The sequence below is a fragment of the uncultured Chryseobacterium sp. genome, assembly GCF_936933875.1.
GTDB lineage: Bacteria > Bacteroidota > Bacteroidia > Flavobacteriales > Weeksellaceae > CAKZIK01.
The window spans coordinates 24,292-39,331 of sequence record NZ_CAKZIK010000020.1 but is presented as its reverse complement, the minus strand read 5'-3'; the positions used below and the strand labels follow the sequence as shown (position 1 = coordinate 39,331).

General features: G+C 36.4%; 16 protein-coding genes and 1 pseudogene. 8 read left to right on the top strand and 9 right to left on the bottom strand.

All coding sequences use genetic code 11. The annotated features are described in order from the left end of the window. The first annotated feature begins 135 nt into the window (after positions 1-135). Positions 136-888, top strand: a complete 753-nt coding sequence (locus Q0252_RS02900; RefSeq protein WP_297983603.1) for a glycosyltransferase — start codon at positions 136-138, stop codon at positions 886-888. On the opposite strand, the gene Q0252_RS02895 is transcribed toward Q0252_RS02900, so the two are convergent. The 5 genes from Q0252_RS02895 to Q0252_RS02875 all read right to left on the bottom strand — a co-directional run bounded on the left by Q0252_RS02895 (position 881) and on the right by Q0252_RS02875 (position 4,930). Then, positions 881-2,122 carry a glycosyltransferase N-terminal domain-containing protein gene (locus tag Q0252_RS02895; RefSeq protein ID WP_297983601.1) on the bottom strand — a complete coding sequence of 414 codons (1,242 nt, stop codon included), beginning with the start codon at positions 2,120-2,122 and terminating at the stop codon, positions 881-883. The two genes, Q0252_RS02900 and Q0252_RS02895, sit on opposite strands and share 8 nt — an antisense overlap. Positions 2,123-2,154: 32 nt before the next feature. Further along, positions 2,155-2,532 carry a GxxExxY protein gene (locus tag Q0252_RS02890; protein WP_297983598.1) on the bottom strand — a complete coding sequence of 126 codons (378 nt, stop codon included), beginning with the start codon at positions 2,530-2,532 and terminating at the stop codon, positions 2,155-2,157. 37 nt (positions 2,533-2,569) lie between these two features. Next, positions 2,570-3,289: a C40 family peptidase gene (locus Q0252_RS02885; RefSeq protein WP_297983595.1), complete on the bottom strand. Its 720-nt coding sequence runs from the start codon at positions 3,287-3,289 to the stop codon at positions 2,570-2,572. 55 nt (positions 3,290-3,344) lie between these two features. After that, positions 3,345-3,992, bottom strand: a complete 648-nt coding sequence (locus tag Q0252_RS02880; protein ID WP_297983592.1) for an O-methyltransferase — start codon at positions 3,990-3,992, stop codon at positions 3,345-3,347. Between the two features lie 104 nt (positions 3,993-4,096). After that, entirely contained in the window at positions 4,097-4,930 is an 834-nt protein-coding gene (locus tag Q0252_RS02875) for an OmpA family protein (protein ID WP_297983590.1), read from the bottom strand. On the opposite strand from Q0252_RS02875, the gene tilS reads away from it, so the two are divergent. The 5 genes and pseudogenes from tilS (at position 4,897) to Q0252_RS02850 (ending at position 9,598) form a co-directional block, all read left to right on the top strand. Then, positions 4,897-5,937 carry a tRNA lysidine(34) synthetase TilS gene (tilS, locus tag Q0252_RS02870; protein WP_297983588.1) on the top strand — a complete coding sequence of 347 codons (1,041 nt, stop codon included), beginning with the start codon at positions 4,897-4,899 and terminating at the stop codon, positions 5,935-5,937. The two genes, Q0252_RS02875 and tilS, sit on opposite strands and share 34 nt — an antisense overlap. A gap of 167 nt (positions 5,938-6,104) precedes the next feature. Beyond that, positions 6,105-8,180 (top strand): thioredoxin family protein, encoded by a 2,076-nt coding sequence (locus Q0252_RS02865; protein WP_297983585.1) that lies wholly within the window; start codon positions 6,105-6,107, stop codon positions 8,178-8,180. Positions 8,181-8,242: 62 nt separating this feature from the next. Then, positions 8,243-8,356 (top strand): annotated as a pseudogene (locus tag Q0252_RS02860) (biopolymer transporter ExbD); the annotation flags it as partial. Between the two features lie 71 nt (positions 8,357-8,427). Next, entirely contained in the window at positions 8,428-9,210 is a 783-nt protein-coding gene (locus Q0252_RS02855; RefSeq protein ID WP_297983583.1) for an alpha/beta hydrolase, read from the top strand. 22 nt (positions 9,211-9,232) lie between these two features. After that, positions 9,233-9,598: a DUF1304 domain-containing protein gene (locus tag Q0252_RS02850; protein ID WP_297983580.1), complete on the top strand. Its 366-nt coding sequence runs from the start codon at positions 9,233-9,235 to the stop codon at positions 9,596-9,598. Positions 9,599-9,866: 268 nt separating this feature from the next. Here Q0252_RS02850 and Q0252_RS02845 read toward each other — a convergent pair whose 3' ends face one another. Further along, complete coding sequence (locus tag Q0252_RS02845) at positions 9,867-10,874, bottom strand: bifunctional oligoribonuclease/PAP phosphatase NrnA (RefSeq protein ID WP_297983578.1); 1,008 nt, start codon at positions 10,872-10,874, stop codon at positions 9,867-9,869. Between the two features lie 310 nt (positions 10,875-11,184). On the opposite strand from Q0252_RS02845, the gene rpmH reads away from it, so the two are divergent. Continuing rightward, on the top strand, positions 11,185-11,343 hold the full coding sequence (gene rpmH / locus Q0252_RS02840; protein ID WP_007843334.1) for a 50S ribosomal protein L34: 159 nt from the start codon (positions 11,185-11,187) through the stop codon (positions 11,341-11,343). Between the two features lie 149 nt (positions 11,344-11,492). Next, positions 11,493-12,203 carry a cell division ATP-binding protein FtsE gene (locus tag Q0252_RS02835; protein ID WP_297983575.1) on the top strand — a complete coding sequence of 237 codons (711 nt, stop codon included), beginning with the start codon at positions 11,493-11,495 and terminating at the stop codon, positions 12,201-12,203. 47 nt (positions 12,204-12,250) lie between these two features. Here the strand turns inward: Q0252_RS02835 and Q0252_RS02830 are convergent, their stop codons facing one another. Genes Q0252_RS02830 through Q0252_RS02820 form a run of 3 tightly spaced genes read right to left on the bottom strand, consistent with a single transcriptional unit; the run spans position 12,251 to position 14,989 of the window. Beyond that, complete coding sequence (locus tag Q0252_RS02830) at positions 12,251-12,949, bottom strand: methyltransferase (RefSeq protein ID WP_297983572.1); 699 nt, start codon at positions 12,947-12,949, stop codon at positions 12,251-12,253. Beyond that, a complete protein-coding gene (locus Q0252_RS02825; RefSeq protein ID WP_297983570.1) occupies positions 12,949-14,403 on the bottom strand; it encodes a HAMP domain-containing sensor histidine kinase in 1,455 nt (484 codons plus the stop codon). The genes Q0252_RS02830 and Q0252_RS02825 overlap by 1 nt, the downstream gene beginning before the upstream one ends. Further along, the gene (locus Q0252_RS02820) at positions 14,393-14,989 is read right to left on the bottom strand and encodes a riboflavin synthase (protein ID WP_297983567.1); all 597 of its coding nucleotides are present in this window, start codon (positions 14,987-14,989) and stop codon (positions 14,393-14,395) included. Before Q0252_RS02820 ends, Q0252_RS02825 begins: the two co-directional genes overlap by 11 nt. Positions 14,990-15,040 lie beyond the last annotated feature (51 nt).

The window sequence follows — 15,040 nt, the reverse complement described above, 5'->3', positions numbered from 1 at the left end:
ATTACTGTTTTAACTCCTTTTTTCTGATTGCCCAGAAGACTTTTTCAGTGGCCTCCAGAATAATGAGGAATTTTTTCAATAAAATTGATTTTTTCATGAAACTTACCTTTATGCTATCTTTGTAAAAACAAATTGATGCCCGAAGTCTCTATTATTACACCTTGTTACAATTCTTCAAAATTTATTGAAGAAACCGCAAAGTCTGTTCTCAATCAAACTTTTACCGACTTTGAATGGCTCATTACAGACGATCAGTCTTCCGACAATTCTGTTGAAATTATTAGAAACCTTAATGATTCACGAATTATTTTGACACTTGCCGGAAAAAACGGTGGAGCTGGACACGCCAGAAATCTCTCCCTTGAAAAAGCTTCCGGAAGATATATAACTTTTATCGACGCCGATGATTTTTGGGAACCGAATTTTTTGGAAGAAATGGTTTCATTTATGAAAAAAGAAAATGCTGAACTCGCCTATTCCAATTATGCACGTTGCGATGAAAACCTCAATCCAAAAATTGAAGATTTCAAAGCTGACAAAGAAGTAACATTCCATAATTTACTGAAAACCTGCCGACTTTCATTGCTTTCTTCTATGTACGATTCTAAAAGAGTTGGAAAAGAATATTTTCCAAAAGGCAGCAAACGTGAAGATCATGTGATGTGGCTTAATTTACTCAAGAAAATTCCGGTCGGAAAACCGCTTCCGAAAACGATGGCGAGATACAGAATGCACGAAACCAGCATTTCCCGCAAAAAACAAAACATCGTGAAAGACCAATACTTGGTTTATAAAGATTACATGAATTTTTCAACTCTAAAATCGCTGTATTATACCGCAAATTGGGCTTTGAACGGGTTTATGAAATATTCCAAGCTATTTAATTAAGAGATTCCAGCTTTTTCAGAATCGTTTCTGTTGCATTAGGCTGACTGTTGATGAAATTTTCGGCATTCTTTCCCATTTCTGTTATCATTTCAGGGTTTTTAAGCATTCCTAATAGATAAGGCGAAGCAAAAAATTCGTCTTCGAAAGATTTTCCACCAAGTTGCGCAATCAGTTCGTCTGCTTCCGGATTTTTGGTATAATGATTTCCAAAAATTACAGGGATTCCAAAAGTTGCTGCCTCCAAAATATTATGAAGCCCTTTCGAATGAAAACCTCCGCCTACAACTGCAATATCTGCATAACTATAAAGTTTTGAAAGCAAACCAATACAATCAATAACGAGAACGTTTGAATTTCCGACGGTCGGACTCTGAGACTCAGAGAGTTGTGAATAAAGCAGAGCATTCGGGAAAATAATTTTCAGATGTTCTACCCTTTTCAAATCGTGAGGCGCAATAATGAGCATTGTTTCGGGAGATTTATTGTGAATGATTTCTGCCATTCTTTCCTCCGCTTCCCAGGAACTTCCGAAAACAATCGTCGTTTTATTCTGTTTAAAATCGTCAATAAAATCCACTGAATTATTTCTTTCGCGAAGTTGTTTTACCCTATCGAAACGCGTATCTCCCGCAGTTGAAGAATTTTTTAATCCAATACCTTTTGCCAATGCTGATGAATGTTTGGTCTGATGAAAAAACCAGTCCACATTTTTAGCAAGTTGCTCCACAAACCATCTTCCATAAGCCTTGAAAAACACCTGCGTCTCGTAGAATAGAGCAGAAATTACATAAACTTTTGCGCCGTTATGTTTCAGTTCTTCAAGCAGATTATACCAGTAATCATATTTAACAGTGAAAAAAATATCGGTTTTAAAATTGGAAGTAAATTCTCTTACCCATTTTTTGGTATCAAAAGGAAGATAGCAAACCACATCCGCGATATTGTTTTTATTTACAACATTTTCGTAACCGGAAGGCGAAAAAAAAGTAATTAATATCTTATGATTAGGATATTTTTCTTTGAGTTTTTCCAGTACAGGAAGTCCCTGTTCATATTCGCCCAAACTTGCAGCGTGCATCCAAATCACTTGATCCGAAGGGGAAATTTTGGCTTTTACATTTTCACAACTTTGTCTTCTTCCAGCCAATCCGCGTTTCAGTTTATAATTAAACATTGAACCGATTTTCATCCCGAAAATCAGTAAGCTTACGAATATGTTGTAGATAAATTTCACTCTCGCAGATTGAGCGGATTATGCAGATTTCATTAAAGTTTATTAACTACGCGTTTGATATTTTCAATAATATCGTTTGAGTTGAAATTAACCAAGATTCCCAATTTTTTATCAGCGAGTCTTAGATATGTGTAAAGCTGTTTGTAATGAACATCCTCAAGATTTTTCACAGATTTCAGTTCAACAATAACCTTATCTTCAACAAGCAAATCAATTTTATAGTTAAAATCGAATAATTTTTGGTTATAAATTATTGGAACGCTTACTTCTTGAGCAACCTTAAGTCCCAAATCTTCAAGTTCATATAACAGGACTTTTTGATAAACAGATTCAAGTAAACCGGGACCAAGTCCATTATAGACATTGAAAATCCCCTTTCTGATTATATATGAAATTTCATTTTCATCCATACTAAATCTGCTTAATTTGCTCGATCAGCGAGAGACTCTAACCAATCACATTTTTCACAATGCGAAGTTTGTGCGTGTGCCCGTTCAGTTCTTTGTTGAAAATTCCTGTAGAATCCAAAGTATCAATTCTCACTTTTCCTGAAGCGTGTATAATTCTCTGATTTTCGAGCATAATTCCCACATGAACAACTCTACCTTCTGCATTTTCAAAGAAGGCCAAATCTCCGGGTTGACTTTCCTCCACAAAAGTTAAAGGTTGCCCAACTTCAGCTTGCTGATAAGAATCGCGTGGCATTTTTATCCCGTTGATTTTATACACCAAATGCACAAATCCGGAACAGTCAACCCCGAAAAAGCTTCTTCCACCCCACAAATACGGAATGTTCAACAATTCCTGCGCTGTTAAAGCAATGCTTTCTCTTAAATCATGACTTCGGCGCGAAGCAACTGCCGGAAATTCCACTTCCGAGCCCATTGAAAGCAACGTTCTTCCATCCTTCATTAAAACCGACTGAAAATCTTCGGTAATTAGCGTTACTTTTCTGCTCGCCAATTCTTCATCAGAAATTTTCTGGATTTGCCGGCTGTCCACAAAACCTTCATAACCGTCGAAATGCATTTTTATTTTAGACCAGTATTTTCCGGCTTCCAGAACATCCAAAGTTTCGCCGTACAAAATCTGCGTTACCATTTCTGCCTGTTCTTTCGGCTCTTCACGAACCGGAGCTGCCATTACTTTACAAACTGCTTTTTCCATATTTTAAAATGTCAGATTTTAGACATCAATTTTAATTTAAAAACGATAAATGCCGTTACTTCATTCGGAGCAAATTAACCCCATCGCGCAAAGGTAAAATAAGATTTTCGAAATTTTCGTCTTTTGCCACCAAATCGTTGAGTTCCTTAATTTTTTGGGTTGATTTCTGCTTCGGGTTTTCTTCCAAAACTTTACCGTACCACAAAACATTATCGAACATCACTACAGAACCGGATTTCAGTTTTGGTTTAATGAGACTGAAATATTCCACATAATTTTCTTTATCCGCATCAATGAAAACCAAATCGAAAGTTTCTGAAGTTTCTTTCAGATATTCTTTGGCATCCTGCAGTTTGAAATCTATTTTGTTGGAGAATTCACTTTCTGCAAAATATTTTTTGGGAAGATAAGCGAGTTCTTCATTCACATCAAGGGTGATTAATTTTCCATCATTAGCGAGACCTTCCGCCAAACAAAGCGCAGCATAACCTGTGAAAGTTCCGATTTCAAGGATGCGTTTTGGCGACATCATTTTCGAAATAATCGTTAATAACCTTCCCTGTTGATAACCCGAAATCATGTGTGGTTGCGTTGTTTTCTGATAGGTTTCCTTACGAAGTCTTTTCAGAATTTCAGGTTCAGCAGAAGCATGATTTTCAAGGTAGCGGTCCATTTCGGGACAGTTTTCTTCAAAAAAACTCATAAATTTTTGTTGAAAATTAGGTGTTCAAAAATAGCAAATTTAAAACGAAAAGCGTTGTTAAGGCTCCGAGTCTTAACAACGCTGTAAAATATTATCAAACCAATTTATTTCGCCGGAGCAATGTCCATTAGTTTCATAAATTCATCCAGCTTCGGCATGATGATAATTTCCGTTCTGCGGTTTTCTGCTCTTCCGGAAACGCTCATGTTCGTAGTTTTCGGGTTGTATTCAGAACGTCCACCTGCGGTAATTCTTGCAGGATCAACTCCAAATTTGCTTTGCAAAATTTTTGCAACGGCAGTTCCTCTTAAAGCCGATAAATCCCAGTTATCTTTTGGAAGCGTTGCCGATGAAAGCGGAACATTATCCGTGTTTCCTTCAATTAAAACCGAATATTTATCGTAATCGTTGATTACGCTTGCCACTTTACCCAAAACTTCCTGAGCTTGTGGAAGCACGTTGTAATCGCCTGTTCTGTAAAGCATTTTGTCGGAAAGTGAAATCATCACAACACCTTTCAGAACTTTTACCTGAACATCAGAATCTGCGATATTATCCAAAGAACGTTTCAGTTTGTTGGAAAGCGCCAAATTCAGACTGTCGTTTTTCGCGTTGGTTGAAATGAGCTGTTTGATGTATTTGTTGGAAGCATTGATTTCTCCCACCAATTTATCAATATTTGCAGAACTTGCTCCGGAATTGCTTAAACATGCATCCAAAGAAGATTTTAAGGCAGCGTTTTGGTCTTTCAACAATTTATTTTCGCTTGTTAAACCTGAGTTTGCCGATTTCAAATCCTGAATTTCCCGCTGTCTTTCAGCAAGATTTTCGATGCTTTGCTTGTAATTTAAATTGAGGGCGTCGAACTGTTTCTTACTCACACAACTCATTGTAAGAAGTGCAAATGAAGAAACCGCCAGAAATTTTCCTAGTTTCATATAAATTGCTTTTGTTAGAGCCAAATTTAGAGAAATCATTTGAAACCAAAGAATTATCTTTGCTGAAATTCCCAAAGATTTTGCTCAATATTTCCACATTTCAACAAGCTTTTGAAAAACTGCAGAACGATTTCCGTCAGCAAAAATTTTTGTTGGCTGTAAGTGGCGGTGCAGATTCGATGGTTTTGGCCAATTTGAGCCAAAAATCTGGGTTAAATTTTGAAATTGCACACCTCAATTATCAGCTTCGTGGTGAAGATTCTGATTTAGACCAAAAAGTGGTTCAAAATTTCTGTTCGGAAAATAACATCAAGCTCCATCTTTATAAAGTTTCTGAAAATGAAAATCGTGAAAATTCGGTTCAGCTTTGGGCAAGAAATTTACGCTACGATTTCTTTTTCAAAATTTTAAAGGAAGAAAACCTAGATTTTATCGTTACTGCACATCATTTGAACGACGAACTTGAAACTTTTATCATCAATCTTTCTCGAGGTTCCGGAATTAAAGGTTTAAGCGGAATTCCTGCTAACGAAAACCAAATTCTCCGACCACTTTTGCGTTTCACTAAAGAAGAAATTTACTCTTACGCAGAAGAAAATAATGTTGAATTTCGTGAAGATTTGAGCAATCAGAAAGATGATTATTTGAGGAATAAAATCCGCAATCAAATTGTTCCAAAAATCACAGATGTGTTTCCCGATTTTCTAAATCAGTTTGGGGAAAGTTTGAAACATTTGTGTACAGTGAATCAGTTTTATCAGTCTCAAATTGAAGCCACATTTCAGGAAATTTTCATCAAAGGAAATGATGATGAATTTACTTTAGACAAGGAACAGCTTTTTTCAAAACATCCAACGATTATTGTAGAAATTATCCGCCGATTGGGATTTTCAGGCATCGAGATTGATAAAATCATTCAAGCCGAAAATGGAAAGTTTTTCCGAAGCAACACCCACGAAATCAGCATTAAAAGAAACGAAATTGAGTGCGTAAAAAGAATTAAATAAAATTTGTTCATACACTTCGACTTCGCTCAGTGTGATACCGTTGATTTACAGCTTTTTATTCATGTCAGTCTGAGCGAAGTCGAAGACATTTTTAAGACATTTCGGTTTTTCATTAAATCCATAATCCCTATTTTTGTGAACCTTTAAAAAAGTTCAAATCCAAAATCATGAAAAAATTTACAGCGCTGGTCTTTCTTTTCCTTTTACAGATATTTTCTGCACAAATTAAAGACCCTGTAAAGTTTAAATATACTGTTTCCCCTCTTTCCAATGGTGAATTTGAAGCTGTAATTACAGCGACGCTTGAACCGGGATGGCACATTAATTCCAAAGATTTACCACCGGACACAGCGATTCCGACCGATATGAAAGTTTCGGGAGATAATATCGCTTTGATTGGCGTATTTACGGAAAGCGGAAAAAAAATTCAGGAATTTTCGGAAGCTTTTGGCGGAGATATGATTTACTATTCCGACAAAGTGTCTTTCAAACAAAAATTTAAACTGAAAGACCCTTCAAAACCCGGAAAGGCAGTTGCCGAAATCACTTATCAAACCTGTAACGACAGGATTTGTTTGGCTCCAAATACTTTAGAATTTGAAAATACTGTTGCTTCAACTTCATCAACACTCACCACAAAAAAAGAAGAAACAAAACCGGCAACTGTGGATGCACTGGATTCGGTTACAACAATAATTACACCGGCAGTTACAGCCAATTCAGATTCACTTACAGCAACTACAACATCTTTACAACCAAAAAGAGAAGGCCTGAAAGTCAGCTCACTTGATTTCAGCAAACCTTTAACGGACTGCGGCGTTGTAACAGAAAAAAATGAAGAAAACTACTGGACTTACCTTCTGCTCGGATTTTTGGGAGGATTAATTGCACTCTTGACACCATGTGTTTTCCCGATGATTCCTTTGACGGTTTCCTTTTTTACCAAAGGTTCTCTAAACAAAGCCAAAGGAAAACGCGATGCGCTTTTGTACGGATTTTTCATCCTTCTGATTTTCGTGCTCCTTAGTGTTCCTTTTCATATTATTGATGGAATTGCCGGAAATATTTTCAACCAAATTTCGACTTCTGTTTGGTTGAATATCGCATTTTTCCTCATCTTTTTATTTTTTGCAGGAAGTTTCTTCGGATATTACGACATCACGTTACCGAGTTCCATCGCCAATAAATCTTCAAAAGCCGAAGATGCAGGCGGAATTATCGGAATATTTTTCATGGCTTTAACCTTGGTTATTGTTTCTTTTTCGTGCACCGGTCCAATTTTGGGAAGTTTATTAGGAAGTGCTGTAACCGGTTCTGCAAACGTTCCGATGTTGCTTACTTTCGCTTTGGCAGGTTTCGGATTGAGTTGGGCGATAGTTTTCGGACTTTTGGCTCTGTTTCCACAAGCTTTGCAAAGTTTACCGAAATCCGGAGGTTGGATGAACACCGTGAAAGTAGTTTTAGGATTTATTGAACTTGCTTTAGCTTTAAAATTTTTGTCGAAAGCCGATTTGGTTTCCAAAACATTTATGCTGAAAAGAGAACTCTTTATCATCCTTTGGATTCTGATTGCGATTGGTTTGGTTCTTTACCTCTTCGGTATTATCAAATTTCCGCACGACGATAAAAAGCCGAAAATTTCTTTAACAAGAAAAATTTTGGGCGCACTTGGAATTGGATTTATTATTTATTTAATTCAGGGATTAATACCTTCTGAAAGACCAAAATTGCAGATGCTATCCGGAATTTTACCACCTTTAAATGTTAGTTATCTTCATGACGAGAAAGACGGAATTTTGGGAATGCATCCTGAACACGATTATTTCAAAGCCATTGAAATCGCCAAGAAAGAAAATAAACCCGTCCTGATCGACTTTACGGGTTACGGTTGCGAAAACTGTCGTAAAATGGAAGAATTTGTTTGGAGCGAACCTGATATTTTACCAATCCTTCAGAATGATGTTGTACTTGCTTCACTTTACGTCGACGATAAAGAAGCACTTCCTGAAAACGAACAGACCAAAGTTGACATGGGAGGCGGACAAATGAAGAAAATTAAAACAATTGGCGACAAATGGAGCATGTTCCAACAGGTCAATTTCAATAATAATTCGCAGCCGCATTATGTTTTGGTTTCGCCGGATGAAAAGGTAATTAACGTGCCGGTTTCAGGATATATGCCGAAAGAAGATTTTAAAAAATTTCTGGAGTGTGGTATTAATTACTATAAGAATCAGAAATAGTTTTTGATAGAAAACTTTCAAGATCCCTTTCAGCGTTTGGAACTCTGAAAGGGTTTTTTATTTACAAGAATTTTGTGGACATGCTCGACAATATGGCGATTACAAACAGTGAGGTGTACGGAATTTCTGATATTAAACCTCAGGAAGAAAAAATTTATGATGAAAAAGTGAAGTAAATTTCATCAACAGAACGAAAGCATTCTCCGGAATGCTTTTTTTATTGCTAAATTTGTTAAAATCTGAATGTATGCTGAACTACGAAATATCAGGAAACGGAAAAGAAACTTTGGTGCTTTTGCACGGATTTATGGAGAATCTTTTGATTTGGGAAGACATGGAACCTAACCTTTCAAAAGATTTCACGCTCGTAAAAATTGATTTACCCGGACACGGACTTTCCAAAATTTACGGAGAAATTCACACCATGGAGCTCATGGCGGAAGAAGTGAAAAAAGTAACTGACAAACTTCAGCTTAAAAATTTCCATTTGCTGGGACATTCGATGGGAGGATATGCTTCACTGGCTTTTGCTGAAAAATTTCCTGAGGTTCTGAAGAGCATGACGCTTTTCTTTTCCACTTATTTTCCAGATGATGACGAGAAGAAAGAACAGCGCAGAAAAAGTTTCCGAATCATCAAAGAAGCTTTCCCAAATTATGTTGCCGCTGGAATTCCCAATCTTTTCAGCGAAACCGAAAAAGATATTCTGGAAGGCAAGATTAATTTGGCCAAAGAGATTGCCCTTTCTACGAAAACCGACGGCGTTCTTGCCGCTGTAAAAGGCATGATTGAAAGAACCGACAAAACAAATGTAATGGAAAGTTTTGAAGGAAAAATTTTGGTAATCGCCGGAAAATACGACAATGCGGTAAAGACAGATTTGATGCTGAAAAATCTTCCCGATAAAACCAATATCAAATCTTACTTACTCGATTGCGGACACAATGGACACTGGGAAAAACCACAGGTTTGTGCTGCGATTATTAACACAGAATTGCTTCACAATCTTCCGAAAAATTTAGTATTATAAAAACTTTTAACCCCAATAAATTATGGAACTTTTATCAAAAATATTTATTGCGCTAGTTGCTATAGAACATCTTTACATCCTGTACATGGAAATGTTCGCTGGGGAAACTTTGGGGAAGAAAACCTTTAAAGCTTCTTTGCCCGAAAATTTATTTGCCCCAACAAAAGGTTTGGCAAAAAATCAAGGATTATATAATGGATTTTTAGCAGCAGGATTAATTTGGTCGCTCATTATTTCCGATGAAATGTGGGCAAAAAATGTCGCGTTGTTTTTTCTTGGCTGCGTGATTGTTGCCGGAATTTATGGGGCATTAACTGCATCGAAAAAAATATTTTTCGTTCAGGCTTTACCGGCAATTGTTGCTTTGGTGGCTTTAATGTTGAGATGATTTTTTATCTAAAAATAAAAATTTCAAAATCTGAAAACTTGTAAAAAAAACAATTAAAAACACGACCAAAAAAACAAAATATCTCACGAAACGATTTGCAAATTTTGGTAAATCTTTCACAAAATCCGGCTGAATATTTTTCCAAACAAAAATCAAAAAAAGAATAAGTGAAAAGAATGCAATCCAAGCTGAAATTCTTGCTAACCACTGTTCACGACTGGCTTTGAAGAAATCCTGAATATATTCTTTAGTTTCAGAAAATAAATTTTTAAAAATTTTCACTCTCAATTTTTTCTTTAAAATCCTCAATGGTTTCCTCGATGGATTTGAAATATTTTCCGCCGGCTGCGTTAATGTGACCGCCGCCATTAAAGTATTTTCTAGAAAACTGATTGACGTCGACATCTTCTTTAGAACGGAAAGAAATCTTCACGAAATCTTCGTACAAATCTTCCATGAAAAATGCCGAAACCTGAGTTCCCAAAATGCTCAAACCGTAGTTAACGAAACCTTCTGTATCTCCTTTCTGGAATCCGAATTCCTTCAATTCATCGCGTTTTAGCCAAAGAATAGCCACTTTTCCGTCTTTCACGACTTCAATTCTCGATAAGATTAGAGCCAAAAGGTGAAGGCGCGAAACCGTATTCGTATCCCAAGTGTTGGATGTAATCATTGCAGGATCCGCTCCTTTTTCAATGAGATTCGCAATAATTCGGTGCGTTGTTGCGGAAGTGGACCGGAAACGGAAACCACCGGTGTCCGTCATAATTCCCGTGTAAAGACATTCTGCAATATTTTGATTCACCAATTTTTCCTCATCCAATGCCTCAATAAAATGATAAACCATTTGTGAGGTGGCAGGAATTGAAGTATCGGAATACACAAAATCAAAACCTTCGGGTTGTTGATGATGGTCAATCAGTATTTTTTTAGCTTTTGCTTTTTCAATCCACGGACCAACCAGATTTCCGGCTCTGTGCGATGCATTAAAATCCAGAATAAAAATTAAATCCGCATGATAAATGGCTTCTCCTGCCTGTTTTCTTTTGTATTCTGCAATGATAACTTTTTTTGCATCAGGCATCCATTTCAGAAATTTCGGAAAATCATTTGGAACAATAACGTCAGCTTCCAAACCTTTAGCATTCAAAAAATGTTTTAATCCTAAAGAACTTCCAATAGCGTCACCATCCGGATTGTAATGTGTAATAATCACGATTTTTTTCTCCGGAGTTAAAAGCTTGTTGATATCTAAAAGTTCTGAGGGTGTAAACATTTTCTGTATTGATTTCGGGGATCAAATATAGGAATTTGGGTTGGAAGAGAGAAGTCCAAAGCGCGAAGTCCGAAGTTTTGAGAAAGCTTGTAGCAACAATTTGATTCAGATAAAAAAAATAAAAAAATATTTTGAGAAGATGTGAAACCGCAATACGCTGTTATTAACCACATTGAGCGCATCCATCATCCATCATCTAACAACCGACATTCTTCAAAAAAAATAAAAATTAATTTGCAGAGTATAAAAAGTTTCATATCTTTGCAACCTGAAAAAAGAGAAAATAGTTTTACACTAAAAGATATTAGCAATGAGCAAAAGAACATTCCAACCATCAGAAAGAAAGAGAAGAAACAAGCACGGTTTCAGAGAAAGAATGTCAACTCCAAACGGGAGAAGAGTTTTGGCTGCTAGAAGAGCAAAAGGCAGAAAGAGTTTAACTGTAAGTGCATCACGCGCTAAGAGATAATCTCTGAATTATCATATACAGATTATGCTTGAAAATTATATTTTCAGGCATTTTTTGTTGTTAAAATTTGCCAATTTTATAGGAAAAAAAGTTCTGATTCATTACTTTTGAAAACTATAAGAAAAATTCTTCATTCTTAATTAAAAAAGATGCCACACAGAAACGAAAGCGGTGAAAACATCATTAACCTGAGCAACGCGACAATTGCGCAGAAAAATTTCACTGTACTGAATAATGTTGACCTTCACATCCAAAAAGGAAGATTCTGCTATTTGATTGGTAAAACAGGTTCCGGAAAAAGTTCTCTTCTGAAAACACTTTACGGACATATTCCGTTGGCGGGAGGACAGGGAAATGTTGCAGGTTTCGACCTTGCAAAACTCAGAACTTCCGACATCCCTAACTTGAGAAGAAAATTGGGTATTGTTTTCCAGGATTTTCAGCTTTTACCGGACAGAACGGTTGAGAAAAATCTCAGATTCGTCCTTGAAGCAACTGGTTGGAAAGAAAAAACTAAAATGGACGACCGTATTAACGAGGTTTTGGGCAGCGTTGGAATGAAATCAAAGAAACACAAAATGCCACACGAACTTTCCGGTGGAGAACAGCAGCGCATTGCGATTGCAAGAGCTTTGTTGAACCATCCTGAACTGATTTTGGCGGATGAACCTACAGGAAATCTTGACCCTGAAACTTCCAATGATATTATGACTTTGTTAAAGCAGGTTGCACAGGAAAATCATTGTGCAGTTGTTATGGCAACACACGATTACCATATGATTCATAATTTCCCGGGAGAAGCAATCCGTTGTGAAGACGGTAAAGTTTCGGTTTTGGATACGGCTGAATTATTCGAATAAGAAATTCATCAATAAATATTAAAGTCTTCGCTTATGTGAATACTTTTTTATTTGGAATGAAAAACATGAAAATCTTTCGTGAGTTCGAGATACTCATCAGAATATTTTCTCGGGCTTTTTTCAATAACAAAGTTTTCCTGAACTAAATCTTTCGGTGAAAGCGAAAACTCAAGAACATTTCTTTTCAAAACACCGCCTTCAATCCCAAAAATATTGACTTTTTTGATTAGATGAAGATTGCTATTTTTTGAAATCTGAATAAATTCATCAGCAGATTCTGAAGGAATAATCACTGAAAAAACACCATTTTCAGTAAGTAGTTGTGATGATTTTGAAATGAGTTCTTCAAACTGAAGTTCCACTTTTTGACGAGCTAAAACGTCTTTTACCGAAGTGTTCTCTTCAAAATAAGGCGGATTACAGACGATGAAATCGAACTTTTCTTCCGAATGATAATTTTTAAAATTACCTTGAAAAGCATTCATTCTTTCCGAAAACTTTGAGTTCTGAAAATTTCCCTTTGAAAGCAAAGCTGCTTCTTTATTCAAATCGATTGCTGAAATTTTTGCGTTGGGATTTCGCTGAGCAATCATTAAAGAAATTATTCCGCTCCCGGAACCTACTTCTAAAACTGTTTCAGCATTTTCAACGGAACACATCGCGCCGAGCAAAACACCGTCAGTTCCCACGCGGAAAACCCTGGATGATTGCGAGACTTCAAACTGCTGAAAACGGAAAGACTTCACTATAAATTGGTCGGTAAAGTAATGATGAACTTCGTGCCTTTTCCAACTTCGGACTTCACAGAAATTTCGCCTTTATATTCTTCTATCATCTTTCGAACCATGGTTAAACCAAGACCCATTCCGCTACTTTTTGACGTAAAATTCGGCTCGAAAATCCTTTCATACATGTCCTCCGGAATTCCGACACCATTGTCTTCTACCGAAATCATGATGCGTTTCTGATGCTGTTCGACATCAATATTTATAATTGGCGTCCGGAAATCGCTCGCAGCCTGTTTGGCGTTGGTTACGAGATTGGTGATAATTCTATTTAGATAAATTTTATCCATATTCACCATGATATTCTCGCTGTTTGCATGTACAAAAATTTGGTCGCCACCAAAAACTCCTAAAATACTGTCGATTTCCTTTTTAAGGTTGAACGTTTCGTTATGTTTTTCCGGAAGTTGTGCAAATTGTGAAAACGCCGAAGCAACGGTAGCAATCAAATCGATTTGGTCGACCATAGTTGCGCTCATTTTCTTTACCTTATCAGTAATTTCCGGGTCAGTTGGGTCGAATTTTCTTTCAAAATTTTGGATGGTCAACTTCATCGGCGTTAATGGATTTTTCACTTCGTGTGCAACTTGTTTTGCCATTTCGCGCCAAGCCTGTTCTTTTTCGGTAAAACTCAGCCTTTCTTTTTGATCCTGAATCTGAAGAATCATTTTATTATAAGACTTCACGAGCGAACTCAATTCGTCATTTTTATAATAACGGATTGGACGCATATCTTTTTCAAAAAGGGTTAATCTGTTGATTTTTTCAGAGAAATTCGTCAAAGCGTTTGTTAAGTTTTTAGAAATAATCCAGCTTAGCCAAACGCTGAAGAGAATGATAATTAAATTGATAATTAAAATATATTTCAAATAATTATTCAGAACATCAAGATACGCAGAATCGCTGTGATAGTATGGAAAATAAACAATCGCAACAGGTTCTAACATATTGTTTTTCAACACCATATAAGATGAAGTAACATTGGATGCTAATTTATCATCGTAGGTTTGAATATCTACCCTTTTATCACTCCCCAAAATTTTATTGACTGTAGGAATTGGGATTTTCTTTTCCGTAATCATATCTGGGTCTTTGTTGGAAATTAGGTAATTTCCCTTCAAATCGTAAATAATGACGTCGTGCTTGTTGATATCCGAAATTTCGTAGATTTTGTTCTCCAAAACTGTTGGTAAATCCTCAGTTTGTACTTGGGTATGACTCACAGCGTAATCCAAAGAAGCCATTAAAGCTTCCGATTTTTTTTGCTGATCGGTTCTACTCTGCACAATCGCATTATCTCTCAAAATATAATAGGACAACAGCGACGAACCCAAAACACTCAAAAGGGAAACCAAAAGGAATCCCCAGAAAATTTTGTTTCGTAAACTATATCCTCTGTATCTGCTAAAAGGCATTCTGTTTTGTCATTAATTTAGTAATATACTTCCCAATAATATCGAATTCCAGGTTCACTTTATCACCAATCTTTAATTTATTCATATTTGTGAACTCCCAAGTATAAGGAATTATCGCCACCGAAAATTTTCGCTCTCCGCTTTCTGCAACCGTTAAACTGATTCCATTTACAGTAACAGAACCTTGTGGAACTGTTATGAAATTTCCGTCTTCATTATATTCAAAAGTAATAAAATAACTTCCGTCTTTATTTTCAATTCCTACAACATTTCCCGTTTTGTCAACATGTCCCTGTACAATATGTCCGTCCAGTCTTCCGTCCATTTTCATGCAGCGTTCAAGGTTTACAACGGTTCCAACTTCCCATTTCCCGAGATTTGTTTTCTCTAAAGTTTCGTTAATTGCGGTAACGGTGTATTGTGTTCCTTCAATTTTTACAACGGTTAAACAACATCCGTTGTGCGCAAGACTTTGGTCTATCTTAAGTTCCTGAGTAAAAGGACAATTCAATGTAAAATCTATATTGCTGCCGCTCTTTTCAATTTTTTCTACAATTCCTACCGCTTCAATAATTCCTGTGAACATAAGATTATTTTGTTAAATTTGTCAGATTCTAATAATCTTCAAAGATAATTA